The organism is Leptospira brenneri, from assembly GCF_002812125.1.
Lineage (GTDB): Bacteria > Spirochaetota > Leptospiria > Leptospirales > Leptospiraceae > Leptospira_A > Leptospira_A brenneri.
In genome coordinates, this window is sequence record NZ_NPDQ01000004.1 from 423,344 (window position 1) to 446,401 (window position 23,058).

Below are 23,058 nucleotides of genomic sequence, written 5' to 3' on the forward strand. Positions count from 1 at the left end.
TTGCCTGACTCACAGAATAAGGACTCTTCATCTGTAGAAAAAGTGGCAGAAAAGGCACGTGAACTGGAAGCCATTTATGATGTGGTCCAAGATCCACTGGTTCTCATTGATTCAGATTTTAATATCCAAAGAGCAAACTTAGCAACCATTCTCTTTGCTAAAAATAATAAATACGACGAACTCCTTGACCGCAAATGTTACGAGGTTTTATACCAACGAACAGACATTTGTCCCTATTGTCCCAAAATCAACGTAAAATCAAAAGAAAAAAATCAAACCTACTCGACTCCCATCACTAGAGAGATTTTTTTTAGATCAGAAGATAAAAAACAAACATTATTTTTGGAGTTTTACCCTTACCCCAAACAAGAAGATCTATTTTGGATGGTGGAAAAAATTTCTGATGTGACGAAACAAAGAGAAAAAGAAGAAGAATCCTTTCGGATGCGTAACCTTGCCTCTCTTGGAATTCTAATTTCAGGGATTGCACACGAATTAAATAACCCACTTACAGGAATTAGCTTAACACTACAAAACCTAAAGGCAAATTGGCAAAACCAACCACCTGAACAAATTGAAAAACGTTTGGATATGATCAAAAATGATATCTCTCGTGCAGCCATTATTGTTTCGGATATCATTTCTTTTGCCAAAACCGATAAAGTCAAAGTCACACTAGGAGACATCGTAGAAACCATCAACCGCGCAAAAGATACAGTGATTCGTCTTTATCCTCACTTAAGTAAAAACATTGTTTGGCGGATCTCTTGTGATCATGATTACCAATTCCCCTTCCATCCAGGAAAGATGGAGCGGTTATTTATGAATTTATTTCGAAACTCACTTCAAGCATTCGATTATAGACCTGGCGAAATTTCAATAGAACTTAGAAAAACAAAAAACTGGCTCCATATCATTGTAGAGGACAACGCCGGAGGAATTCCAGATCCTATCATCCAAAAGATTTTTGATCCATTTTTTACGAGTAATAAATCAGGAACAGGAACCGGGCTTGGACTTTCTATCTGCCATTCCATTGTCAAAGAACATGATGGTAATATATCCGTGAAGTCTGTTGAACAGAAAACTCGTTTTACCATTTCCTTTCCCCTTACCAATGATATCACGGAGCAAAATCCATGAAAAAATCGATCCTAATTGTTGAAGACATTCATTCCATTCGCGAAGCGATTATGGATCTACTTAGCACTAAGTTCAATGTTTTTGGGGCAGAACATTTCGAAGAAGCTGTTTGGTATTTAACCAACGAAAAAATAGACCTAACCATCACAGACATTCGTCTTCCAGGAAAATCAGGAATCGATTTAGTAAAACTCATCCAAAAAGAATTTCCAAATATATTGTATGCACTTATGACAGCATACAATATTAATGAATACATCAAATATGCAAAAGACCTTCATATTTGGAACATCATTCCCAAATATAGTTTTTTAGACATCCACCTAATCGAAGTAATGGTAGAAAAACTATTGTCCAACGATATCTTTGGGATTGAAAAGTATTTCACTGGTGACTTCAAAGTTTATAGTCAAAACATAAACAGCGAATTCGAAGAAGCTCCGAGTAATGGAATCCTTTATAAACAAATCAAATCCGACCAAGACCGCTCGATCCTTTGTGGTAAAATTTCAAAAAACCTAATCCAACTGGGAGCCCCAAAAGCAATCCAACAGGTATTAGAGGAACTCACCTCCAATGCAATGATTAGAGCTCCGCGCACCCACGAGGGCGAATACAAATACCAATTTGAAATTCCAAGTCACGATATGGTGGTTCCGTTGGACAATATCCAACTCATGCCTGATGATTATTTTTTGATCGGATACGGCGCAACGGAGAGTACGATTTTTATTGTTGTAAGAGACCAATTCGGATCGCTTAGAAAAGAAGAAATTTTACATAGACTCGATCGACATATTAGCATAGATGATTCCACTGGATTTCCAAAAGGTTTAGAAGACAGTCATGGACGAGGTCTTTATATTTGCCGAGAAATTTCTGACCAACTCATCTTCAATATTGAGCCTGGAGTTTGTACAGAGACCATAGCAATGATCAACAGAGAAGGAAGGACTGGTTTTAAATCTCTTTCCATTTATGAAGTGGATCCAAAATCCAAAACAAATCCCTAAATTTTAAATCAATAAAAACTTTGATTTCCTAAATAATTTAAAGGAAACCAAAGTTAACTCAGTTACACAGTCTAAAGAATCTCCGATTTAAAAAATTTGGAACTGCATTAAATCGGATTTTGACTGCATATAAAACACAGAATTCCCTTTCCCAGGAAAAAATCTTACAGGTAACTCTGAAGGCGGAATTCTTTTCTGCCGGATCAAATTACCCTTAGTGTTATAAAATAAAATTTCCGATTCAGATAAAACTACATAGATAGAATCTGTAACAAATACCGATTGGTATACACCACCTGACTTTTGTTTTGTTTTTTCCCAAACTAATTTTCCATCTTGAAAAAAGGATAATGAATCGGGGAAATTAAATAGGATAGAACCATCATTGCCAGTCACAAAATATAGTTTATGTGGATAAAATTTAGGAAGAGAAAACTCTTCTAGAGATTCCCCCTTCTCATCCAACACAAGAACAAAGTCTTTATCAAGTAAAGAATAGTGAATGGACGATACCTTTCCATCTGGAGAAAGAGAAACAGATTTAAAAAATGAGTCTTTTTTATCTTTTGAAAGATCCTTTTCAAAAAGAACATTTCCTTTTTCATCCAAACGATACAACTCACCGCCGGAAAAAAGGACAATCACTCCCTTATTTTTGGAATCAAATTGATAATCAGTAAGAAATCTTCCATTTAACTCTAGTTTACCGACTTGATTACCACTTTCATCCATCAGAAACACTGTATTATTATCACCAGACAAATACAAAACAGGAGAAGCATAATATCCACTCCTTGGATAAGAATTAATCGGTTTTTTCCAAAAGAGCTCTCCCGCATCAGAAAAAAAGTTAACTTCATCACCAATTTTTTCATAGAGTAGATAACCGTTGGATAACAAAGGAAAATCGACCAGATACTTAGGATCTGTTTCTAAGAATTTACCGGTTCGAAAGGAATAGTATTTTCCACCTGTTTTATAACCGTTAATTGTTCTTAAAGGATCTTCACCGAGTTTAGGAGAAGTGGTTCCAAACCTACCCTCACTATTCCAGACCCATGTTTCTCTGATACTCGGAACTAAATTTAAATCTACATCCCAACTAAAATAAAATAAAATAAAAAATCCAATGGAATAAAGAATCGTTTGTAACATCTCAAATCTTCCTTTGTTTTAAAGATTGGTATAATAAAAATAGAGCCGTATTACTTGCATTTTCACGAATACTTTCCCTGTTTCCTGGGAAAATATAAGAATGCGTTTCAATGGAACCATCTGGAGTTTTTAAACCAATCCAAACGGTTCCCACTGGTTTTTCATCGCTTCCCCCACCAGGCCCTGCAATTCCTGTGATGGAGATACAATACCTAGCATTTGTTTTTTGATAGATCCCTTCCACCATAGCCGAAGCAACTTCTTTGCTCACAGCACCGAAACTTTCTATCATTTCTCCTGGAACAGATAACAACGCTTCTTTCATTTCATTCGAATAGGTTAAAAATCCGCCTATGAAATAGGAACTAGAACCAGGTGAATCTGTTAGTTTTTTTCCGAGAAGCCCACCAGTACAACTTTCCCCAACGGCAATCGTTAAATTTTTAGAAAGTAATTCTTCATGCACAAAGGAAAAAACATCATCAGAAATAATTTTTGAATATTGAGTTTCCAGTTCACTGATAATGGCTTCTAATTTTTTAGAGTCGGTCGATTGGAAGATACATTTAATATACCCTCGGTTGGCAGTAACACCCCACTCTACATCTTGAAACAACCTGTCTCGGTGGGTTTCCACAAAATCTTTTTGGTAAAGAGACTCTCCGATATTCCATAACCATTTTGTTTTTTGGACCAAGTTCTCTCTTGGATAAATTCGTTTGAGTTCAGGAACCAGTCTCCGTGTAAACATTTCCTTCATTTCGGAAGGAACACCTGGCATACAAACTAAATAGGAATCCACCCCAATCGGTTCAACAAACCCAACAGCAATCCCAACACTATTATCCAAAGTTTTTGTATCTTCTGGAACATGGGTTTGACGAATCACTGTAGGTAGGATATCACTATATTGTTTACCACGTGATTCATAAATTCTCGTCAAACGGATCTTAGCTTTTTCTACAGAATAAGATTTTTTCCCACTCAGTTTCAATACCGTTTCCAATGTGTAATCATCTTCTGTGGGACCAAGCCCACCCGTCATAAGAACAAGCACCGGCCTTGTTTCTGCTAACCTTTTCAGAGTTTGGAGTTCTAAGAGAATGAGATCCGGGTCATCAGGGAGTGTGATGAACTTTTTTACTTTCCAACCGAGTTCAAATAACTCATTCGCCATCCAACCAGAATTTGTATCCAAACTCCGACCAGCAGTGATTTCAGAACCAGAAGCAATGATAACAATAAACGGAGCTTCCACTTTTACGTAGTCTCTTCTTTGGACATCTTTTCTGGGGCAGAAATTCCAAGAAGTGCCAATCCACTTTCAAGAGCATACTTGGTGTAAAGAACCAAAGCAAGAAGAGTTTCCTTTTCCTTACCTGATTTATCTTTGATGCGATTGTCTTTTTGCGAATAAAACTTAGTAAAAGATTTACTCAATGATTGAAGATAGTTCGTTAACCTATGTGGTTCAAAGTTGGAAGCCGTATCATAAACTTCCTCCTGGAGACGAGCCACCCAAAAGAGGAGTCGACTTCGCTCTTCTTGTTTCAAAAATTCCACTGAAACTCCCGCCTGCAATAGACTTAGGTTCATTGGAACTTGTAATTCACGAAAGATAGAACAGATCCTTGCATGTGCGTATTGAATATAAAAAACAGGGTTTTTATCTGATTCATCCTTTGCTAAATCCAAATCAAAATCAAGAGGGGCATCGGAACTTCTCATTAAGAAAAAATAACGACCTACATCTTTCCCTTGTTTTCCCAAATAAGACAAAAGATCACGCATGGTCTGAAATATCCCCAAACGTTTACTCATCTTAACCTTTTCTTTGTTTTCAATTAAGTTTACTTGTTGGGCAATCAGAACACGAAAACTCTCTTCTGGTTTTCCAAAAGACTTCACTGCTCCTTTGAGACGAGCAATGTAACCATAGTGATCAGGTCCCCAAATATCAATGAGCGAATCAAACCCTCGTGTGAACTTATTGTAATGATAAGCGATGTCAGCCATAAGGTAGGTTGGTCGGCCGTCTTCTCTTCGAATCACACGGTCTTTATCATCACCGTAGAGAGTGGAAAGAAAATGAAGTTTTCCATCAATCGTAGTCACATCTTCTTTTTTTAAGATAGAAGGAACCTTTTCTACATCACCAGCTTCATGAAGGCTTCGTTCGCTAAAAAATAAATCAAAATTGACACCAAAGAGAGCCAAATCTTCTTTTTGACGACCCAAGTTGTATTCCACTGCATACCGAGAAAGAAAGTTTATGACCTCATCCCATTTTTCTGCAGACACAGAATCAAAGACAAATTGAGTCCTTTCCTTATCTTCTAAACATTCGATGGCAATGTCTTTGATATACTCCCCTCGGTAACTTTCCTTAGGAAGAATTCTTTTTTTGATCAAATCAACCACGGATTCATCTGATTCTTCTTCCTGAAATTGAATCGTTTCTCCTTTAGATTCAAATAATCGCAAAAGAACCGCAACTCCAAGTAAATACACTTGGTTTCCATAATCATTTACATAAAACTCTCGTTTTACGGTATGTCCAAGACTTGTCAGTAAATTGGCGAGGGCATCCCCATAGGCTGCAGACCTCGCAGATACGATATTCATTGGACCTGTGGGGTTAGCCGAAACAAATTCTAGAAGTATTTTTTCTTTTTTCGGAGTTTGTGCAAATGTCACTTTAGGAAACATCACAGAAGTAACATACCGATTTAGAAACTCTGTTTGAATTCTGAAATTGATAAAACCTGGAGGTGAAAAACTAACAAATTCAAAAAAAGAATCATTTTGAATTTCAGCAAGAACACCTTCTGCAATTTCTTTAGGGTTTTTATTTAAACTGTTTTTGTTTTCTAAGGCAAAAGGAGAAGAATAATCCCCAAACTTTTCGTCCCTTGAATACTCAATACGAATTTTTAAACTTTCTTTAACAGAACTTAGATTGTTTTTTTCTAAATAAATATCGACGGCTTTCTCTAACTCAAGTAATACGAGTTGTTTCAATAATTGATTTACATTCATTTCTAATATTTAATATCCAGTTTTAATTTGTCCGAGTTGTGCCATAGTTCAAAACTTTTCGCCTTGAATCGGGAAACAAAATGGGGAATGCTCTCTTTTTCTTCCCGAAGTGTGGTTTGGAAAGAACCGGACATTTCCTTTCCAAAACTTGGTTTCCCATTTTTTCTAAAATTCTCTCCCTTAAGCAGGAGTTGGAACAAAGCAAAAAAAACAGAAAGAGTCATACAAAGTAATATGGTCTTTGTAATGGAATTCATAGATACCCTATTGTCTTATAAAACTCGAAGTATGATTTTAACTCTTTTCCGAATAAAGATCGAAGGAATTGGTTCAAAATCAAATCACCATCCCGGTATTCCGACTCACGAGTGAAAACCCCGAGTACATTCGAGAATTTCTTTGATAACATAGTATGAAACAGTTTCAAAACAGGCAAATGATCTTTGGGTAATGGGTGACAGTCAGAACATAAAAATTCACGATCTGCCACCGAAAAGTAAGCCGCACTTTTGGAAAGCACCTCCTCTCCACAAGTATGGCAATAGAATTCTGTCGGAAAATGCCCCATATGGGAAAGAGCCCGTAGTTTGAAAAAAGGCAAAATCTGCTTTTGAAACCCTTTTTCATTAGAAGTATCCAAACTTCCTGAAAGAAGTTGAAAAAGAAAAGGATGCGATTCCCCTTCTGGATAAAGAAGAGAAGTAAGTTCCGTTAAATACAAAACAAAAAGTGTACCTAAATAATCAGATTTTAATTCATCATAACGATTGACAAGATGGACTTCTTTGATGGACTTCCAATCCTTCTCTGGCTGATCGTAATAATCTACTTCCACAAGAGAACCAATCTCTGTAGTGATGATGGCCCGGCGTTTGGACTTACGAATTCCTTTACTAAGGAAATTCATTCTACTTTGTGATTCACCTGCAAGGCTAATGAGTCTATCACTATCTCCAATATCACGACTGAGGATAACGATTCCTTTTTCTTTTCGAATCGCCATTTAACGTTCAAACACCAATTCCAAACATTCATCCTCTTTTTTACGCATCTGGATGGCATCTTCTTCATTTGTTTCATGATCATAACCAAACAAATGCAAAATTCCATGTACAAGAAGACGATAAAACTCATCAATGATCGAATGACCAATTTCACTGGCTTGTTTACGACAAGTATCCATCGAAATGACTACTTCACCTAAGATCTGAAAGGGGATCGGTGGAGATTCAGAATAAAGTGGAAAAGATAGAACATCTGTTGTTTTATCTAGCCCCCTCCTTTCAAAATTGATTTCTTTCATCAATTGGTCATCCACAAGAAGAATCGATAATTCTAATACTTGTAAAAAATTAGGACTTAAGAATTTAAGAATGAGTTCAGAATTTTTCAAAACCAAATCAGATTGAATTTCAATATCCCCACCCCACTGGTCATTTAGGTGGGTCACCACATTTAGGGATGAATTCATTTTTTATTTTTTTTTGAACCAGCTACTTCTAAGGCTTTTGTATCTTCTGGTTTTGGGTATTTTGGCCTTTGGTGCAAACTAGAAAGTAGTACTTCTTGAAAACTAGATTTGATGATTTCTAAATCTCCGATGGTCAGACCACTTTCATCCAATTGGTTTTCAGCTAATTTTGAATTTACGATTTTTCGAATGAGTTCGTCCAAACTTTCAGGAGAGACTTCATCTAGTGAACGAGAAGCAGCTTCCAATGAATCGGCAATCATGACGATCGCAGTTTCTTTACTTTGAGGTTTTGGACCAGGATATTGAAAATCTTTTTTATTGATGTTTTTTCTAGCCGAAGGGGAAATTTCCTGTAAGGCCTTATGATAAAAAAACGCCATGGTAGATGTTCCATGATGTTCGGGAATGAAACTAATAATCTCCCGAGGAAGCCTTGCTTTTTTTGCCATTTCTATCCCATCTAACACATGATCAATGACAGTTTTCGCAGCAAGTGCTGGATTGTTTTTGTCGATATGTTCTGGTTTGGGAATCAAATGTTGGTTTTCCACAAAAAAACCGGCATTCGGTATTTTTCCAATATCATGGAAATAAACTCCTACACGAACAAGAAGCCTATCCAAGTTTAGATTTTGCGCTGCTCTTTCCGACAAAGCAGCCACCATAAAGGTATGAGTGTAAGTAGAAGGAGCTTTGGTTAGTAGTTGCTGTAACAAAGGATGGCCGGTGTCGGCAAGTTCAATGAGTTTAAAACGAGTAGGAATATTAAAAACATATTCATACAGGGGAAGTAAAAACTGAACCGCTGTCGCACTGGCAAACCCATTCACAAAACACATCACGGTGATGTGAAATAAATTCGAATTGGTTAAGTCCCTAAAAAAACCAGATCCTGTGGAAACATAAAACTCTCTTCCATCAAATAGATAACCCGCGGTGGTTATCAAAATTTGCACAAAGGTAAGTAAAAACCCCGCTTTTAAAAAATCAATTCGTTTGAGTAGCCGCCTTCCATAAATAGAACTCACCACTGCAACAGTAAAAGCTAACATAAAGGATGTTGGGTTGTAACGAGAGGCAAAAAAAACCGCAAAAGCTAAAAAGAAACCAATGGCGATAGAAAGTTGTTCATCATAGACAAATCCAAGGAGTAAACAAAGCATTCCCACCGGGACAAACATTCCAAAATAATATACGCCCGACAAATCACTGTCAGTGGCATAAAAGATCTTAGAAAGTAGATAAATAGAAGCAATGACAATCCAAAGTGTAAAAAAGATAATTAAATTACTCGATAGGTCATTCAGCCGCTTTGGCCTATAACGAATCAGATAGAACCCAACAATCATAATGAGAACACATTGAGTGAGAAAAATAGAAATGATGGATGCTAAATTGGCTCTGGTCGCATACCGATTCATCATATCCAGCTTGAATTTTACCTCGGGAGTGATCACATCTCCCGAACGAACAACAACCTCATTGGCTTGGATCCGACTTTTTTGGATGGGAATGGAGTTTGAGGCTCGCAACCTGGAATTTTCAGTTTCTTCCGCATTATAACTACAAGCAGGATAGGAATAAACATAATAAAGTCCAATCCTCGAGACGGCTTTGAGTAGAGAATCAGAAACGTTCGGCAATTTTTCAGAAGCTAACTTTGATAGTACGGATGCTACTGGTCCTTCTTTATAAATCTGTGACCGAGGAATGACTAAATTACCATCGATAAAATATGTTTGGTCTTGGGTTCCGATATTACGAATCTTGGCCCCGGCTTTGTCCAAATCTTTTGCAAACGGAAGGTCTTCTTTAACAATACAATACTTTGAAAAAATGAGATTGGTATATTGTTGGATGAAGTTCTTTAACTTATCTTTTCTAGGATAATCCAAGATAGCTTGGATTTCTTCATTGGTACGATTTCGCCATCTAGGAATTCGATCTTTGACAATGGCAGGACTTCCCTTTCCTTCTGCTAAAATAGTACGTAATAGTTCAACATCTTCCGAAAGATTTGTATCAATCCCCGCAACAAGTATTCCAAAATCTTTATCGAAAGCAAAAGGAACATTGGCAGCAGCTTTCTGTTTTTCCTGATTTGTTTTTTCAGTATCTTCGTAAGAAAATTCCTTTGCCGATTGGATGGTTTCAGGAGCAATTTTCCCTTCTGAAAAAAGTCCATCGGGATCTGTATCCACTCTTGTTTGGCCAAAAAAAGGAATCGAAAGAACATAAGTAACAAACAATAAAGTTAAAGACACCAATACAAGTTGGATGTTACGAACAACAGAAACTGGCCTAACTTTTGTTAGGAAGTCAGTCACTTGAGTCATGGAAGAATCTAAAATAGCTTTCATGGTTTTTTAGAGAACAAACTCTCGTTTTCTTCAAATCTTCTTACTATGGATTCGACGATCGGGTGGCGTGTAATATCTTCTCTCCCAAAGAAAATCGTTTCAATTCCATTTAGATTTCGGAGAGTATACACTGTTTTTTCCAGTCCCGACCGGCCATGTGCCAAATCGATTTGGGTGGCATCCCCTGAGATTGCCATTTTAGAATTTTTTCCAAACCGAGTGAGAAACATTTTTAATTGAGGCAAAGTGCAGTTCTGTGCTTCATCCAAAATAATAAAGGAATGCGACAAGGTTCTTCCTCTCATAAAAGCTATGGGAGCAATTTCAATTTTTCCAACTTGCAAATATTCACTTGTTTTTTCGAACCCGATACATTCATGTAACGCATCATAGATGGGACGAAGATAAGGATTTACTTTCTGGGTCAAATCACCCGGAAGAAATCCTAAGTTCTCTCCCGCTTCCACAGCAGGCCGAGTTAGGATGAGCCTGTCCACTTCCCCCGTTTGCATCATCCGACAAGCAGAAGCTATGGATAAAAAAGTTTTACCAGTTCCTGCAGGTCCCATGGCAATGGTGATATAGTTTTTATGAAGACTATCGACAAAGTTTTCCTGATTTTTAGTGCGGGGAAAGATGGGTTTTCCTTTGAAGGTGACAAAGATTTTGTCTCTCGGAGTCCAGGTCTCTCCTTCCTTTTGGAAATCAGAAGAACCAGGTGTGGGCCAACCACCACTGGAATCTTTGACTTTATTCACTAAGTAATCAATATCAAAAAAAGAATAATCTGCTTTGTCAGGCCTTCGTTTGAAATTTTCTTCCACCTTGTGAAAGGTATCTAAGGCAACTTGGACTTGGTCTTCACTTCCCTGGATGATGAGAGACTTACCACGCGGAATCAGTTTTACATTGAGTCGACTTTCCCATAACGGGAGTTTGCTGTCTCCAATCCCACATACTGTTTGGTAGAGGGATTCTTCCTGAAATGTAAAACTTTCATCCATATTAAATAGTGACTACCCTGAGTTTTAATTCTTCTAGTTGTTTTGCGTCCACAGGCCCCGGTGCTTCACTCATCATACAAGTTCCTTTTTGTGTTTTGGGGAAAGCAATGACATCACGAATGGAAGTTCCTCCAGTAAGTAACATCATAATCCGATCCACACCAAAAGCAATCCCCCCATGAGGTGGCGCACCAAAAGAAAGGGCATCCAGTAAAAATCCAAATTTGGATTTTGCATCTTCTTCACCAATCCCAATCGCTTCCAAAACCAAGCTTTGGATTTCAGGATTGTGAATCCGAATTGATCCCCCACCAATTTCTGTTCCATTGAGAACTAGATCATAAGCTTTAGCACCTATCGAAGAAAGGTCAACTGATTTCCCAGCTTTCCAATCCCTTAGTTTATCAAAGTCTTCTTCTTTTGGAGAAGTGAAAGGATGGTGGAGGAAGGTCCAAGTTTTGGTCGCTTCATCCAGTTCAAACATAGGAAAATCCACTACCCAATGAAAACTATAAGGAAGCTTAGGTGGATCGTATTTTTCAGATAATTTCAATCGGAGAGCACCAAGAGAAGCGTTCACAATCTTAGAAGAATCCGCTCCAAAGAAAACCATATCCCCTTCTTTCGATCCAACGGCTTTTGCAATCGCATCCAAAGCCTCGGGAGTGAACCTCTTGGTGATGGTAGACTCTAAGCCTCCTGCCCCATGTTTCATATAGGCAAGGCCTTTGGCACGGAAGTCACGTGACAACCAACCCGTTAGGTCTTCGATCTCTTTTCTAGAAATCACCGATCCACCAGGAACACAAATGGCTTTTACCACACCACCACCAGACACAGCAGCACTAAACACTTGAAAATCAGCATCTTTTACAATCTCAGATACATTCACAAGTTTCATTCCAAAACGAATGTCTGGTTTGTCAGATCCGTATTCCTCCATGGCTACATGGTAAGGCATCTTCATAAACGGTGCATTCACTTCGAGACCAAAAACTTTCTTTAAAGCAAAGGTCCACATGGATTCAATTTCAGCACGAATGTCATCTTCTGTAACAAAAGAAAACTCCATATCGAGTTGAGTGAATTCAGGTTGGCGGTCCGCACGTAAGTCTTCGTCTCGGAAACATTTTACGATTTGAAAATACCTTTCCATTCCACCAATCATCAGGATCTGTTTGAAAAGTTGAGGAGATTGTGGGAGAGCATAAAACTCACCTGCATTCAAACGAGAAGGGACAAGAAAATCGCGTGCCCCTTCGGGAGTGGATTTATTTAAAATAGGTGTTTCAATTTCCAAAAAGGATTTACTATCTAGATATTCACGAAGAGCAAATGTTAGTTTGTGACGTAAAACCAAACGATCCCGAAGTTCGTCCCTTCTCATATCCAAATAACGATATTTCAAACGAATTTCTTCCCCAGATGGATCGAACTCATCTAAGGTAAACGGTGGAGTTTTGGAGGTATTTAGAATTTCAACTGATTCTGCAATTAACTCGTATTTGCCGGTTTCCATCTTTGGATTTACAGATTCTGCATCACGAAGAGAAAGTTTTCCTTTCACAGCAATCACATATTCAGAACGAATTTTTTCTACTTTAGAAAAATCATCTCCCAAAATTTCTTTACGAGCAACAATTTGTAAAATTCCAGAACGATCACGGAGATCGATAAAAATCACTCCCCCTTGGTCGCGGTAACGGAAAGCCCATCCAGAAAGGAATAAAGTTTTGCCGACAGATGCATCCGATACACTCGTTGCACGAATTCTATTTTTATATTCGGAACTGACCCACTGATTCAATTGAAAACCTCTTTATAATGGAACGTTGTCGAAACGGCTGATTTTCGGATTGAACATCAATGGAAAATCGGCCGTAGCACCCGCTCTGTTTTTGGCGATGATGATCTCAGCCATTCCCCTTTTGTTTGGGTCAAGCTCTTCGGGAGGTTTCACCATTTCCTCTCGATATATAAAACATACAATATCCGCATCCTGCTCAATGGCACCTGACTCCCGTAAGTCGGAAAGTTGTGGCCTTTGGTCTTTGGAGCGGTTTTCAATGGAACGGTTCATCTGCGATAAAGCGATGATAGGACAACCCACTTCCCGTGCCATTTGTTTGAGTCCTCTGGAAATATTGGCAACCTCTTGTTGCCTTCCCCCCATGGCGGCTTTCGGATCACTCATGAGCTGTAAATAATCTACAATCACAAGCCCTACTTCTTCCGTGGTTCGAAGTTGGCGTAGTCTTGCCGAAAATTCTTGGATGGTTAAATATCCTGAATCATCAATGTACAAACTAGCCGATGTAATGTTTCCAATGCTGTCTTTGAGTTGGGTCATTTGTGCGGAAGTAAGAGTTCCTGCTTTCAACGCATAGGAATCAATCCTTGCATCCGCACTAATGAGTTTGAGAAGGAGTTCGATCCGGCTCATCTCTAGAGAAAAAATAACGACCGTTTTACGCTCTTTTAGCGCCGCGTTTGCCGCAATATTCAAAGCAAAAGTTGTTTTCCCGTTTCCTGGCCTTGCCGCAAGGATCATAAGTTCGTGTGACTTAAGACCAGTGGTTGCCATATCCAGACCGGTAAAATGGGTTTTTAAACCGTTAATCCCACCCGTTCCATTTTGACTTGCTGCTACTACATTTTTGATGTAATCAATTAGGGCATTGGCATCGTCTTTTACTTTTCTTAAACCTTTGGATCTCTCTTGGCGAGAAATATCCATTAGCGACTGTTCTACGAGACTGAATACAGAATCGTTTTCGCCAGGTTCAATTTTAACTTTATCAATGGCTTGGTTTAAGGCTTCAACATACTTACGGCGATCGGAAACACGTTTTACCCGCCTAACATAATACTCTAGGGGTTGAAAAGGAACCGTATCTTTGTAAAGAGAAGTGATGTATTCCAAGTCGCGGGATTCATCTTTAAAAAGACGTTTTTCCCGCATTTGGTTTGTGACCGTAACTAGGTCGATATTGATCCCTTCATTGATGAGATCGGTAACGGCTTCAAAGACACGCCGGTGGCTGTCCATATAGAAGTCGTCCGGGCTTAGACCTAAGTCTTCCTGCCCGGCTACCCCTCTCATGAGTAGGTAACCGATTAAGTTCTTCTCAGACTCTATCTCCTGAAGGGGGTTAGAATTCATCGAAAAAGCTTTAGTTTAAGACTATGCTTGGCCGACGACTTTAACTACAATTTGAGGCACAACACCTTCAGCCAAACGAACTTTAATTTTGAATTCGCCTACTGACTTGATTGGCTCACCTAAATCTAGTTTACGTTTATCGAGTTCTACTCCAGTGTTTTTAATTGCGAGTGCAATGTCATTCGCTGTCACAGAACCAAAAAGTTTATCGTTTTCGCCCACTTTCACTTTTACTTCGTAAGTTTTACCTTCGATAGAAGAAGAAAGTTCTTTCATCACCTTCACACGTTTGTCGCGTTTCAGTTCCGCAAGTCTCTTTTGGTGGAGAGCAGCTTTTGTGTTTCCATCATTCGCACGGACTGCAAATCTTCTTGGAATCAGGAAGTTTCTTGCATATCCATCAGCAACTTCTTTTACGTCGCCAGCATCACCAAGATTTAATACGTCTTTTTGTAATACTACTTTCATCCGTTACTCCTACAGAACTTTAAACGGTAGTAAACCGATAGATCTGGATTTTCTGATTTCACGAGCAAGTGCTCTTTGGTGTTTACCACAAGTTCCAGTGATTCTTCTTGGGATGATTTTACCACGGTTGGTAACAAATCTTTCTAAGATATCGACTCGTTTATAATCAAGACCTGCAAGTAAGGCTTTGTCAGCACAGAACTTACAAACTTTCTTTTTGTATTTTGCGTTTTTACGACCGAACTTGCCTTCTCCGTCTTTACCACGGAAACCGCCTTTTTCGTCGTCATCCATCCCGTCCATACTCTCGCGGGAATCTACTCTTGTATCATCAATATTTGCTGTTTCACTCATTGTCATAACCTATCAAAAAGGAATGTCGTCATCACCGGCTGGATAATCATCATAACCACTACTTACGCCGGAATCATAAGAATTGGAATTGTCAGAACGGTCTCCCGAACCACCACCTTGCCCTTGGCCGCCCAGTAATTGTGCGGTCTCGACATAGACACGGATTTTAGAGGCTTTTTTGCCTTCAGGAGTTTCCCAGGACTGTTGTTGAAGTCTACCTTCAATCGCTACTTGTTTTCCTTTGCCAGCATATTGTTTTAATATGTCAGCGAGTCGGCCCCATGCCACACAGTCAAAATAATGAGTTTCCTCTTTCTTTTCACCGTTAGTCACATAAACTCTGTTATTCGCAATTGAAAAATTGACAACAGAACTTCCGTTCACCGATTTAAATTCCGGATCACGGGTCATTCGACCGATTAAAAGTACTTTGTTAAGATCGTTAGCCATTGGCCCTGATTACGAGGGTTTTTAAGATATTCGCATTGAGTTTAAACTCATGTTCAATCTTTGATACTTCAGAAGGTGTTCCAGAACACTTGATGAGTGTGAAGTGACCTTGTTCGTCTTGTCCAACCGGATGCCAGAGTCTTTTAGAACCCCAATCCTCTTCGCCTTGGATCGTGAAGTTGTATTTAGAGAGTAAATCTTTTACTGCAGACTTCGTCTCTTCTACATTACCTTCACGAAGAATATTCGTGATTTCGTAGTTTCTCATATTTCTCCTATGGGTATACCTACATAGAAACACTTGTAGGTAGAAGAATTTGTTAGTTTCCACTAGGGTTTTGCCAATGGGGGTCGGGGTCAATGGAATTTCTTCTTGGAGTTCCCAAACCCTTCCATTTCTATGTAATTTCTAACATTTTTATGGGTGAAAAATCAAATTTTCCAGAAGTTTGGGGCCTGGGACTTGGCCTATTTTTAGGACTCTATGCTGGTTTTTTAAACCATATCACACCCAAAGAACCCGCACTCGACAACCACTCCGGTTTTGAGTCCACCCTACTCGGTCTCGAGATGGCAGAAACCCCTAAACAAGTCCAAGATCTAATTGGAATCCCTGACACCATCGACTTTTTTCATTTGTCTTCCGAATACAGAAGGGTGCATTATTTTGATTTTGGATTTATCTTTTGTTATTTGGCATTTCTTACGTATACTGGCCATTATGCGGGAAGAAAGGTGAGGCCCATCTTTCTAAAGATCTTTATGGGAATGGTATTACTCCTCGTGATCGCAGGTTTTGCCGATCTAATAGAAAATATTTTAATCCTAAATATTCTGGATGCAAAAACAGCAGAAGAAATGATCCCTTCCCTGGAATACTTAAAACCAACATCTCAACTCAAATGGTTTTGTTTGTTTGGTTATGTTGCGATTGTATCCGTATATTTCTGGTTATACGAAAAAGGTTGGATTTTAAAAACGGCCTCAATTCTCTTTTTTACAGGTTTTTTCCTGCAATTGTTTTCCATTTATAAAACCAATTTACTCGAACTCAGTTTTCCTTTTTTTGCTGTGGGACTTACCTGCAGTTGGTTTCACTACGGTTTTAGTTTGGCCTTTAGTTCCTTATCCAAAAAGACATAACCCCTTCCCCCAGAAATCACAAGTTCTGTTCCGAGTTGTTTACAAAGAACAGAATATTCTTTTAGAAAATTCTCAGACTCTTTTGGATCCAAAGGAAAAAAATAATGGTCTCCCGAAGTCGTTTGATGTTTTCCAAAAACGGGAATTACTTCCACAAACAAAAGTTTATCGCCATCAAAATGCAAAACCACCGAGATATTGTGTTTTAAATATTGATTTTTAGAACCAAACAAAAAATTTCCGAGAGAATAAATCACAACACCCTTAGGAAATACCTCAATCCCTTGTGGGACATGTGTATGATGCCCGATGATTACCTTGTATCCAGCACCAATCAAGTATTTGGCGGCATTTCTCTCCGTATCCATCGGCAACGGATTGTACTCGACTCCCCAATGAACCGATAAAAGATTCACCTGATTTGGTTTTGTTTTTTTGATCAGTCGTTCCGCAGTAGCAACTCGGAAATACGCGGCTCCAGGAGACTTAAATCCCGAAAAAAGTCTTGTTTCTCCTGTATCAGAAAAAGAAAAAATTCGATACTCGGTATTCTGTTTGGTAACGGTAATAGGAACTAAAGCTTCGTCCGTATTTTTCCCTGCCCCTGCATGTTGGATTCCAAATTCATCCAATAACTCCAAAGTATCAGAAAGTCCATTTTCTCCGAAGTCCATAGTATGATTGTTTCCTAAAAAAACACCATCAACCCCAAACATACGAAGGACCATAAGATCTTTCCTTTCCCCAAAAAACACATAGGACTTTCTTTGGTCCGCAGAAGGAGTTTTATGAAGGATTGGCGTTTCTAAATTTAAAAATCGGAAGTCAAAGTTTTTCAGAAAACTAAAAAAACTACGAAAGGGAAAGTAAGGATCTTCCGTTCGCATTGAATCCCTTACACCCCAATTAAACATCACATCTCCACCAAACCATAGTTTAGTGGATTTTGGATATTGAATGGTTTCCCCGGCTTCCGTACGAAACCGGTACAAATCCGAGATAGGTAATTCTAGTTTTGATTCCTCTGATTCTGGTAAATCCGCAGAAAAAAGAAATAACGGAAAAACGATAATCAGAGAGAATAAGAAACGGGACTTAGGCATCTAAAAACGGAAGGTATTTGCCGGCGGTTCCGTCATTTGGGATTTTTTTAATTTAATTTGAATGATGACATTTTCCTTTTCCGTGTCGAGACTGATCACCTTAGTCGTAATTTCTTTTGGTGGATGGATTTGTTCTGGTTTTGTTTTAACAAGCGCTATTGCCTTTAACCCTCGTTTGGCGCTAGCAAGTTCCAAACGATCCAAATTCCCTTCTTTAAAAAAGTATTCATATTCACCATCAGGTTTTGTGAGAAGAACTCGAGAATCAGCCAAATTAAACTTAGCTTTAGGATTTTGAATTTCAGTCACATAAGCACCGGTAAGGTATTCATAAATCACAGGAAAAGGAATGGCAAATTTTTTCTTTGTATTTGGGTCCTGGATCAGAATATCCCCCATGGGTAAGGTTTGGATTTCTTTTGTACTGGTTGGTTTGATTTGAATCTGGGTTGGATCTGCGATGAGTTCCGTGAAAATCATTCCAAAAAAACTATCCATCAGTTGGATTTTAATTTGTTTTGTATCTTTTGAGAAAAAAACTTTTCCATCCAAAGATACATTATCTTTTTTGGGAACGAAGGTTTGGATCTGCATAGAAAACTCAGATTTAAAACTTTGGAAATCAGTTTGTTTGCTTAGAATCTCCTTCAAGAGAGATTTGGATTCTCCTTCTTTGGCCGCATGATATTTACCTTTATCCCGCCCAATAAAATTGGGATCTTCCACTTCTGCAGACTGACAAGAAACGAAATAAAATAAAATACATAAAAAGATACAACTTTTGTTCATTCAGAAATTTCCTTTTGCAACTTTTTGATTTTTGCCACGAGGTCTTTATTAGACTCTGATTTTAATTTGGATTCGGAAAGTTTAAAAAACTGGAGTGCGTTCACAGGATCTTTTTTAGCCAAATAAACATCACCTAAATGTTCATAGATAACAGGGTCTTCAAACCCTCTCTCCAAAGCAAGGGAAGCCGCAAAGTTTAAATGAAGAAGAGCGCGGTTAAAATCTTTTTTACGATACAATACCCATCCTAAACTATCTTGGTAAGCAGGATTGTCTGGTTCAATAGAAACTGCTTGGTTGAGAAGTTGGTTTGCATCCTCTGGGTTGATATCTTTTTCCGCATATAAGTATCCCAAATAATTCATAGCATTAGAAGCATTTGGATTTAAAGATATCGTTGTTTTTAAGTCTTTTTCTGTTTCAGCAAACTGTTTTAACTTATCATAGGCGGTGGCGCGGTAAAAATAATAATTAAAATTTTTAGGATCTATTTTAATCGCATCAGAAAAGTCACTGACACTTTCTTTATACTTAGTCAGTTGAAAATAAGCAAGACCCCGAAGATATAAATGAGTGGGGTTTGGATTTTCGTTGATCGTTTCCGATAGAATCGAAACAGACAAAGATTCTTTTTTAAAGTTTCCTTGTAGATAAAGATAAGCCAAACGAAACCGCAATCGAAACTTTTTATCTGTTTCTTTTGTTAGTCCAATGGCTTCTTTGGTGGACAAAACTGCATGGTTCCACTGCCCCAACATTTCTTGGCAGGTGGATATCTTTTCATAAAATAAAGATTTCTCCTCATCTGCAGTTTCTTTTGGTTCAACTTTAGAGAGTCCCTTTCGTAAGATTTTTTCTGCAGTGAGGTATTGCCTATACTCATAGGCATACTGGGCCGTGCCAGCATTTAATAGTTCATAATCAGGCAAATTTTCTGTTTCGGCAAGTTCCAGAAGGGCCACACGAGGAGAAAGTCTTGCCGGATTTTCTTTAATATAAGACCTTAATTTCGGTTCCAAACCGGCTCTGGCTCCTGAAACCAATTGGTTCAGTAAAAAGACGATCCCTTCTTTCGGAATTTTTTTCTCTTTTTTGAGAGTAGCAAAATATATCGAAGCCGTTTCACGAGAATCCATAAAATAAATTTCAGCAAGCATATGCGAGGCATCAATGTCTCTAGGATTTTTTTCCCGTATTTGTTCCAAATACATTCGGCAATTCTTAAAGTCACCTAACACAAAATAAATTTGTGCCAAACGGAAGAGGACTTCCATATCATTTTTATAAGTACCAGTATATTCTAAATATCGTTTGATAGAAATTTTTGGGTGATCTAATTTATAATTGAGTTCCCCGAGGGCTTTCGCGGTAAGAAATTTATATTTGGAATGAGTGTCTCGCCTTTCGATGACAAAGGAAAGCGCTGTATAATACAGAATCGACTGGTTCCATAACTTTCTTTCAAAATTCAAATTTCCAAGTAAGTATAAAAAATCGGGATCGTTTGGAAATCTATGAAGAGAGTTTTCCAAAACTTCTGAAGCTTTGGCAAGTTCTCCTTGGCGAATCCGAATCCTTGTTTGTAAAAGAATCAGATCTTTGGATGCATCTGGAGATTTGGTTTTGGCCTTTTCTGACCACTCCCAAGCCTTTTCTAAATTCCCCAGCTCTAGAAAGTTAAGAGCTTGTGTTTCGGAACTAAGGATACTTGGTTCCTTTCCTACTTCCGACAAACAAAGATGGTATGAATCTAAAAAGGAAACAGATCTTTCAAAGGAAAGTTTAGAATCTTCCTGTTTCCTTCTTTGGGCTGCCTGAAATCCATCCACTTGTTCCCTTAGTGCCCTCGAAAGGAAAAACTCCGCCGGGATACCAGGTTCTAACAAGGAACATTCTTTGGTTCTTGTCCCTGGCTCAGTGGCAAACAGAGAAAGTGAAAGAAAACAAAAGAAAACAAAGAGGAAAGGAGGGTTTAGAGTTTTAATTGCTTGAAACATCAGTAGATTCCGGCAAAGATCGGGAACAGGGACAATCCTTGAACCAAATCTTCCGAGAAAATTTAAAATACATCCTGGCTGTTCTCATCGTGTGGGCAATCACTTTCCCATGGATTCTGAGAAACAAGGACACCATCCTTGCCAAATTCACCCTCGCCTACAATTCGTTTTTTGGTTATCCCAATCCTCGGATTGCGCACCAACTCATCGCCAAAGGGGACGCCGTACTCGAAGGCCGTAAAGAGGGAGGAACCGATATCCTCCAAACCATCAGCCAGTTCTTTAGTTCGGAGGAAAACACTAAAGGTACGATCCTCCCATTAGACTTGGCTCTTATGGAAAAGGCCTGTTTGTATTTCCGAAGCAAAGAACATGTCGAAGATCATTTTTTGGAACTCACCTGGAGGGAAAAGGCTAAGGATTGGGGTTCTCCCCTCTTTCTAAAAATGGCACCCCAAGGAGAGTTGACCTTAGGGCCCAATCCCAAAGCTTATTGGAATTCTCATATTGATGCAGTTCTCACGGCTCTTGACTACTACAAACGCGCGTTACGTTTTTCCGGTCCAGAACTCATTGCGCCTAAAAAAATTGAATCGGTTGCTTGGGCAAGTTGTAGGCCTAGTGAAATCCTTCTGGGTTACAAAACTCATATGTTGGAAACAGAAAACTATGTATTCAAAAAACTGACAGAGCTGGAAAAGGTTCCGAGTGGGCTCAGTGCGGTCCAAAAACGAAGTGTTGTTTTATCTTCCATCAAACGAAGTGATTTTTCAGAAGTATCTGCCAATGATTATTTAGAATCTCTTTTACGCCAAATCCTACTCACGGGAATGAAAAATTTTTCTCCCAGAGAGATGGATGATATTTATGAAAGGATCCTTTACTTTGTTGGAGCCGATGAAAGGGAATATTTAAAATTCAAATTCCGCCGTGCCGAGTTATTTTTCCAATTGGGTAGTGAAGAAGAAGTCTACTACAAACGAGCTACCGTCGAATTCAAAGAAGCTGCAAATATCCAACTAGCTTCAGAAATTGAAGACATCAATGTACCAGCACTTCTCGTTCATGAATTTGAATCAAAATTAAGAGAAGCAGAATCCTATCATAAACTTAAAGAAAACTCCAAAAGTTTGGCCATTCTTGATGCACTAAAACCAAAATTACGAAACGTAGACGAACGCAGCGTAGGTGGCAAAAAAGACGACATCCTAAAGTCGTATCATAAATTAACAAGATCCGTCCTTCGCAAACTGGGTCGCTACGAAGAAGCTGATGAAATCCCCTTTACCGAATGATATAAAATACTTTGATTATAATGCTACCCATCCTCCGTTTTCAGAAATTCTGGAAACGTGTTTGGCGTCCTATCTTTCTGGATTCTACAACCCTTCAGGGATCACTAGGTATTCTTTAAAAAACCAAGGGAAAATAGAACAAACTAGAAAATACTTTGCCAATCTCACCAAAGGACAGGAGAAACAATTTGTATTTTCTGCCACAGGAACAGAAGCAAACTATCTACTCATCCAAAGTTTAAAAGTCCTTTATCCTAATTTGGATTCTGTCATCGTTTCCCCTTTTGAACATTCCAGTCTATATGCGGCTCTAGAATCATTCGGATTTTTTCCTGATCTGATCGAAACAGACAAAACAGGGATCATTAGTCTCACAGACTTAAAAGAAAAATTAAAATCAAACCCAAGACCTGTGATTTGTCTTTATGCGGGAAATGAAACAGGAGTCATCCAACCTGCAGAAGAAATTCAAAAACTCACAAAAGAGTTTGGACAATTATTCTACAGTGATCTGATGCAAGGATTCGGGAAAGTAGACCTTTCTTTTGAATTATTTGACGGTTTTACTTTTTCTGGACATAAAATTGGAGCCGGAATGGGGGCCGCTCTCACCTATTTACCAAAGGTTCATAATAACTTTCGTATCTTTGGTGGAGGAAACCAAGAGAACGATCATAGGGCCGGAACAGAAAATACTTTTGCCATCGAATCGTTTCGACAAGTAGCAGAATTCCAACTGAGTCAGTTAGGTGAAAAAAACAAACGCCTCCTCACTTATCGTTCTTTGATTGAAAAGAAAATGGAAGAACTTGGGTGCCAGATCATAGCCAAAAATTCCGAAAGACTTCCCAACACTACTTTTCTGATTTTACCCATCCAAGCCGTTGACTTTTTTTTATTAGGAATGGAAGAAAGAGGACTACTCGTTTCTACTGGTAGTTCTTGTAAGTCAAGAGCCAGAGAAGCATCCAAGTCCTTACTTCATATGGGTTATACCAAAGAAGAAGCTTTACGTTCCATCCGGATCTCAACAGGTTATTTTACAACCGAAGAGGATGTGACCGCCTTACTTTCAGTGGCGCAAGAATTGATTGAAAAATTCCAATAA

22 protein-coding genes are annotated in these 23,058 nt (G+C 38.6%); 5 read left to right on the forward strand and 17 right to left on the reverse strand.

Annotated elements, in window-relative coordinates; genetic code table 11:
* The gene (locus CH361_RS11155; protein WP_100790879.1) at positions 1-1,143 is read left to right on the forward strand and encodes an LIC_12097 family sensor histidine kinase; all 1,143 of its coding nucleotides are present in this window, start codon (positions 1-3) and stop codon (positions 1,141-1,143) included.
* Positions 1,140-2,156: a response regulator transcription factor gene (locus CH361_RS11160; RefSeq protein WP_100790880.1), complete on the forward strand. Its 1,017-nt coding sequence runs from the start codon at positions 1,140-1,142 to the stop codon at positions 2,154-2,156. Before CH361_RS11155 ends, CH361_RS11160 begins: the two co-directional genes overlap by 4 nt.
* Positions 2,157-2,243: 87 nt before the next feature.
* Here the strand turns inward: CH361_RS11160 and CH361_RS11165 are convergent, their stop codons facing one another.
* The 14 genes from CH361_RS11165 to rpsF form a co-directional block, all read right to left on the reverse strand.
* Complete coding sequence (locus CH361_RS11165) at positions 2,244-3,311, reverse strand: hypothetical protein (protein WP_100790881.1); 1,068 nt, start codon at positions 3,309-3,311, stop codon at positions 2,244-2,246.
* Position 3,312: 1 nt separating this feature from the next.
* Positions 3,313-4,569, reverse strand: a complete 1,257-nt coding sequence (locus CH361_RS11170; RefSeq protein WP_100790882.1) for a nicotinamide-nucleotide amidohydrolase family protein — start codon at positions 4,567-4,569, stop codon at positions 3,313-3,315.
* Positions 4,570-4,571: 2 nt separating this feature from the next.
* On the reverse strand, positions 4,572-6,350 hold the full coding sequence (argS, locus tag CH361_RS11175; protein ID WP_100790883.1) for an arginine--tRNA ligase: 1,779 nt from the start codon (positions 6,348-6,350) through the stop codon (positions 4,572-4,574).
* A gap of 2 nt (positions 6,351-6,352) precedes the next feature.
* Positions 6,353-6,607, reverse strand: a complete 255-nt coding sequence (locus CH361_RS11180) for a hypothetical protein (RefSeq protein WP_100790884.1) — start codon at positions 6,605-6,607, stop codon at positions 6,353-6,355.
* The gene (recO, locus tag CH361_RS11185; protein WP_100790885.1) at positions 6,604-7,353 is read right to left on the reverse strand and encodes a DNA repair protein RecO; all 750 of its coding nucleotides are present in this window, start codon (positions 7,351-7,353) and stop codon (positions 6,604-6,606) included. The genes CH361_RS11180 and recO overlap by 4 nt, the downstream gene beginning before the upstream one ends.
* Positions 7,354-7,821 carry an rRNA maturation RNase YbeY gene (gene ybeY / locus CH361_RS11190; RefSeq protein ID WP_100790886.1) on the reverse strand — a complete coding sequence of 156 codons (468 nt, stop codon included), beginning with the start codon at positions 7,819-7,821 and terminating at the stop codon, positions 7,354-7,356.
* Positions 7,818-10,184 (reverse strand): HD family phosphohydrolase, encoded by a 2,367-nt coding sequence (locus CH361_RS11195; RefSeq protein ID WP_100790887.1) that lies wholly within the window; start codon positions 10,182-10,184, stop codon positions 7,818-7,820. The genes ybeY and CH361_RS11195 overlap by 4 nt, the downstream gene beginning before the upstream one ends.
* On the reverse strand, positions 10,181-11,188 hold the full coding sequence (locus CH361_RS11200; RefSeq protein WP_100790888.1) for a PhoH family protein: 1,008 nt from the start codon (positions 11,186-11,188) through the stop codon (positions 10,181-10,183). The genes CH361_RS11195 and CH361_RS11200 overlap by 4 nt, the downstream gene beginning before the upstream one ends.
* Position 11,189: 1 nt before the next feature.
* Positions 11,190-12,995, reverse strand: a complete 1,806-nt coding sequence (aspS, locus tag CH361_RS11205; RefSeq protein ID WP_100790889.1) for an aspartate--tRNA ligase — start codon at positions 12,993-12,995, stop codon at positions 11,190-11,192.
* 12 nt (positions 12,996-13,007) lie between these two features.
* Entirely contained in the window at positions 13,008-14,351 is a 1,344-nt protein-coding gene (dnaB, locus tag CH361_RS11210) for a replicative DNA helicase (RefSeq protein ID WP_100790890.1), read from the reverse strand.
* A gap of 21 nt (positions 14,352-14,372) precedes the next feature.
* Positions 14,373-14,819 (reverse strand): 50S ribosomal protein L9, encoded by a 447-nt coding sequence (gene rplI / locus CH361_RS11215; protein ID WP_100790891.1) that lies wholly within the window; start codon positions 14,817-14,819, stop codon positions 14,373-14,375.
* A gap of 9 nt (positions 14,820-14,828) precedes the next feature.
* Complete coding sequence (rpsR, locus tag CH361_RS11220; RefSeq protein WP_174705011.1) at positions 14,829-15,113, reverse strand: 30S ribosomal protein S18; 285 nt, start codon at positions 15,111-15,113, stop codon at positions 14,829-14,831.
* A 72-nt stretch (positions 15,114-15,185) separates the two neighbouring features.
* A complete protein-coding gene (locus CH361_RS11225) occupies positions 15,186-15,623 on the reverse strand; it encodes a single-stranded DNA-binding protein (RefSeq protein ID WP_100790893.1) in 438 nt (145 codons plus the stop codon).
* The gene (gene rpsF, locus CH361_RS11230) at positions 15,616-15,891 is read right to left on the reverse strand and encodes a 30S ribosomal protein S6 (RefSeq protein WP_100790894.1); all 276 of its coding nucleotides are present in this window, start codon (positions 15,889-15,891) and stop codon (positions 15,616-15,618) included. Before rpsF ends, CH361_RS11225 begins: the two co-directional genes overlap by 8 nt.
* 92 nt (positions 15,892-15,983) lie before the next feature.
* Here rpsF and CH361_RS11235 point away from each other — a divergent pair, with 92 nt between their 5' ends.
* A complete protein-coding gene (locus CH361_RS11235) occupies positions 15,984-16,766 on the forward strand; it encodes a hypothetical protein (protein WP_100790895.1) in 783 nt (260 codons plus the stop codon).
* Here the strand turns inward: CH361_RS11235 and CH361_RS11240 are convergent.
* From CH361_RS11240 to CH361_RS11250, 3 genes are read right to left on the reverse strand one after another with little or no spacing between them, the layout of a single operon-like run.
* The gene (locus tag CH361_RS11240) at positions 16,721-17,869 is read right to left on the reverse strand and encodes a CapA family protein (protein WP_100790896.1); all 1,149 of its coding nucleotides are present in this window, start codon (positions 17,867-17,869) and stop codon (positions 16,721-16,723) included. The genes CH361_RS11235 and CH361_RS11240 overlap by 46 nt on opposite strands.
* Positions 17,870-18,658 (reverse strand): hypothetical protein, encoded by a 789-nt coding sequence (locus tag CH361_RS11245; protein ID WP_100790897.1) that lies wholly within the window; start codon positions 18,656-18,658, stop codon positions 17,870-17,872.
* Positions 18,655-20,655: a tetratricopeptide repeat protein gene (locus CH361_RS11250; protein WP_100790898.1), complete on the reverse strand. Its 2,001-nt coding sequence runs from the start codon at positions 20,653-20,655 to the stop codon at positions 18,655-18,657. The genes CH361_RS11245 and CH361_RS11250 overlap by 4 nt, the downstream gene beginning before the upstream one ends.
* 38 nt (positions 20,656-20,693) lie before the next feature.
* Here CH361_RS11250 and CH361_RS11255 point away from each other — a divergent pair, with 38 nt between their 5' ends.
* Positions 20,694-21,950: a hypothetical protein gene (locus CH361_RS11255; RefSeq protein WP_100790899.1), complete on the forward strand. Its 1,257-nt coding sequence runs from the start codon at positions 20,694-20,696 to the stop codon at positions 21,948-21,950.
* The gene (locus CH361_RS11260; protein ID WP_100790900.1) at positions 21,928-23,058 is read left to right on the forward strand and encodes a cysteine desulfurase family protein; all 1,131 of its coding nucleotides are present in this window, start codon (positions 21,928-21,930) and stop codon (positions 23,056-23,058) included. The genes CH361_RS11255 and CH361_RS11260 overlap by 23 nt, the downstream gene beginning before the upstream one ends.

What these genes read in the sequence shown, in the direction of transcription:
- CH361_RS11160 (WP_100790880.1), top strand. Translation starts at nt 1,140, where the DNA reads ATGAAAAAATCGATCCTAATTGTTGAAGACATTCATTCCATTCGCGAA.
- CH361_RS11165 (WP_100790881.1), bottom strand. Translation starts at nt 3,311, where the DNA reads ATGTTACAAACGATTCTTTATTCCATTGGATTTTTTATTTTATTTTAT.
- argS (WP_100790883.1), bottom strand. Translation starts at nt 6,350, where the DNA reads ATGAATGTAAATCAATTATTGAAACAACTCGTATTACTTGAGTTAGAG.
- CH361_RS11180 (WP_100790884.1), bottom strand. Translation starts at nt 6,607, where the DNA reads ATGAATTCCATTACAAAGACCATATTACTTTGTATGACTCTTTCTGTT.
- recO (WP_100790885.1), bottom strand. Translation starts at nt 7,353, where the DNA reads ATGGCGATTCGAAAAGAAAAAGGAATCGTTATCCTCAGTCGTGATATT.
- ybeY (WP_100790886.1), bottom strand. Translation starts at nt 7,821, where the DNA reads ATGAATTCATCCCTAAATGTGGTGACCCACCTAAATGACCAGTGGGGT.
- CH361_RS11195 (WP_100790887.1), bottom strand. Translation starts at nt 10,184, where the DNA reads ATGAAAGCTATTTTAGATTCTTCCATGACTCAAGTGACTGACTTCCTA.
- CH361_RS11200 (WP_100790888.1), bottom strand. Translation starts at nt 11,188, where the DNA reads ATGGATGAAAGTTTTACATTTCAGGAAGAATCCCTCTACCAAACAGTA.
- dnaB (WP_100790890.1), bottom strand. Translation starts at nt 14,351, where the DNA reads ATGAATTCTAACCCCCTTCAGGAGATAGAGTCTGAGAAGAACTTAATC.
- rplI (WP_100790891.1), bottom strand. Translation starts at nt 14,819, where the DNA reads ATGAAAGTAGTATTACAAAAAGACGTATTAAATCTTGGTGATGCTGGC.
- rpsR (WP_174705011.1), bottom strand. Translation starts at nt 15,113, where the DNA reads ATGGATGACGACGAAAAAGGCGGTTTCCGTGGTAAAGACGGAGAAGGC.
- CH361_RS11225 (WP_100790893.1), bottom strand. Translation starts at nt 15,623, where the DNA reads ATGGCTAACGATCTTAACAAAGTACTTTTAATCGGTCGAATGACCCGT.
- rpsF (WP_100790894.1), bottom strand. Translation starts at nt 15,891, where the DNA reads ATGAGAAACTACGAAATCACGAATATTCTTCGTGAAGGTAATGTAGAA.
- CH361_RS11235 (WP_100790895.1), top strand. Translation starts at nt 15,984, where the DNA reads ATGGAATTTCTTCTTGGAGTTCCCAAACCCTTCCATTTCTATGTAATT.
- CH361_RS11240 (WP_100790896.1), bottom strand. Translation starts at nt 17,869, where the DNA reads ATGCCTAAGTCCCGTTTCTTATTCTCTCTGATTATCGTTTTTCCGTTA.
- CH361_RS11245 (WP_100790897.1), bottom strand. Translation starts at nt 18,658, where the DNA reads ATGAACAAAAGTTGTATCTTTTTATGTATTTTATTTTATTTCGTTTCT.
- CH361_RS11250 (WP_100790898.1), bottom strand. Translation starts at nt 20,655, where the DNA reads ATGTTTCAAGCAATTAAAACTCTAAACCCTCCTTTCCTCTTTGTTTTC.
- CH361_RS11260 (WP_100790900.1), top strand. Translation starts at nt 21,928, where the DNA reads ATGAAATCCCCTTTACCGAATGATATAAAATACTTTGATTATAATGCT.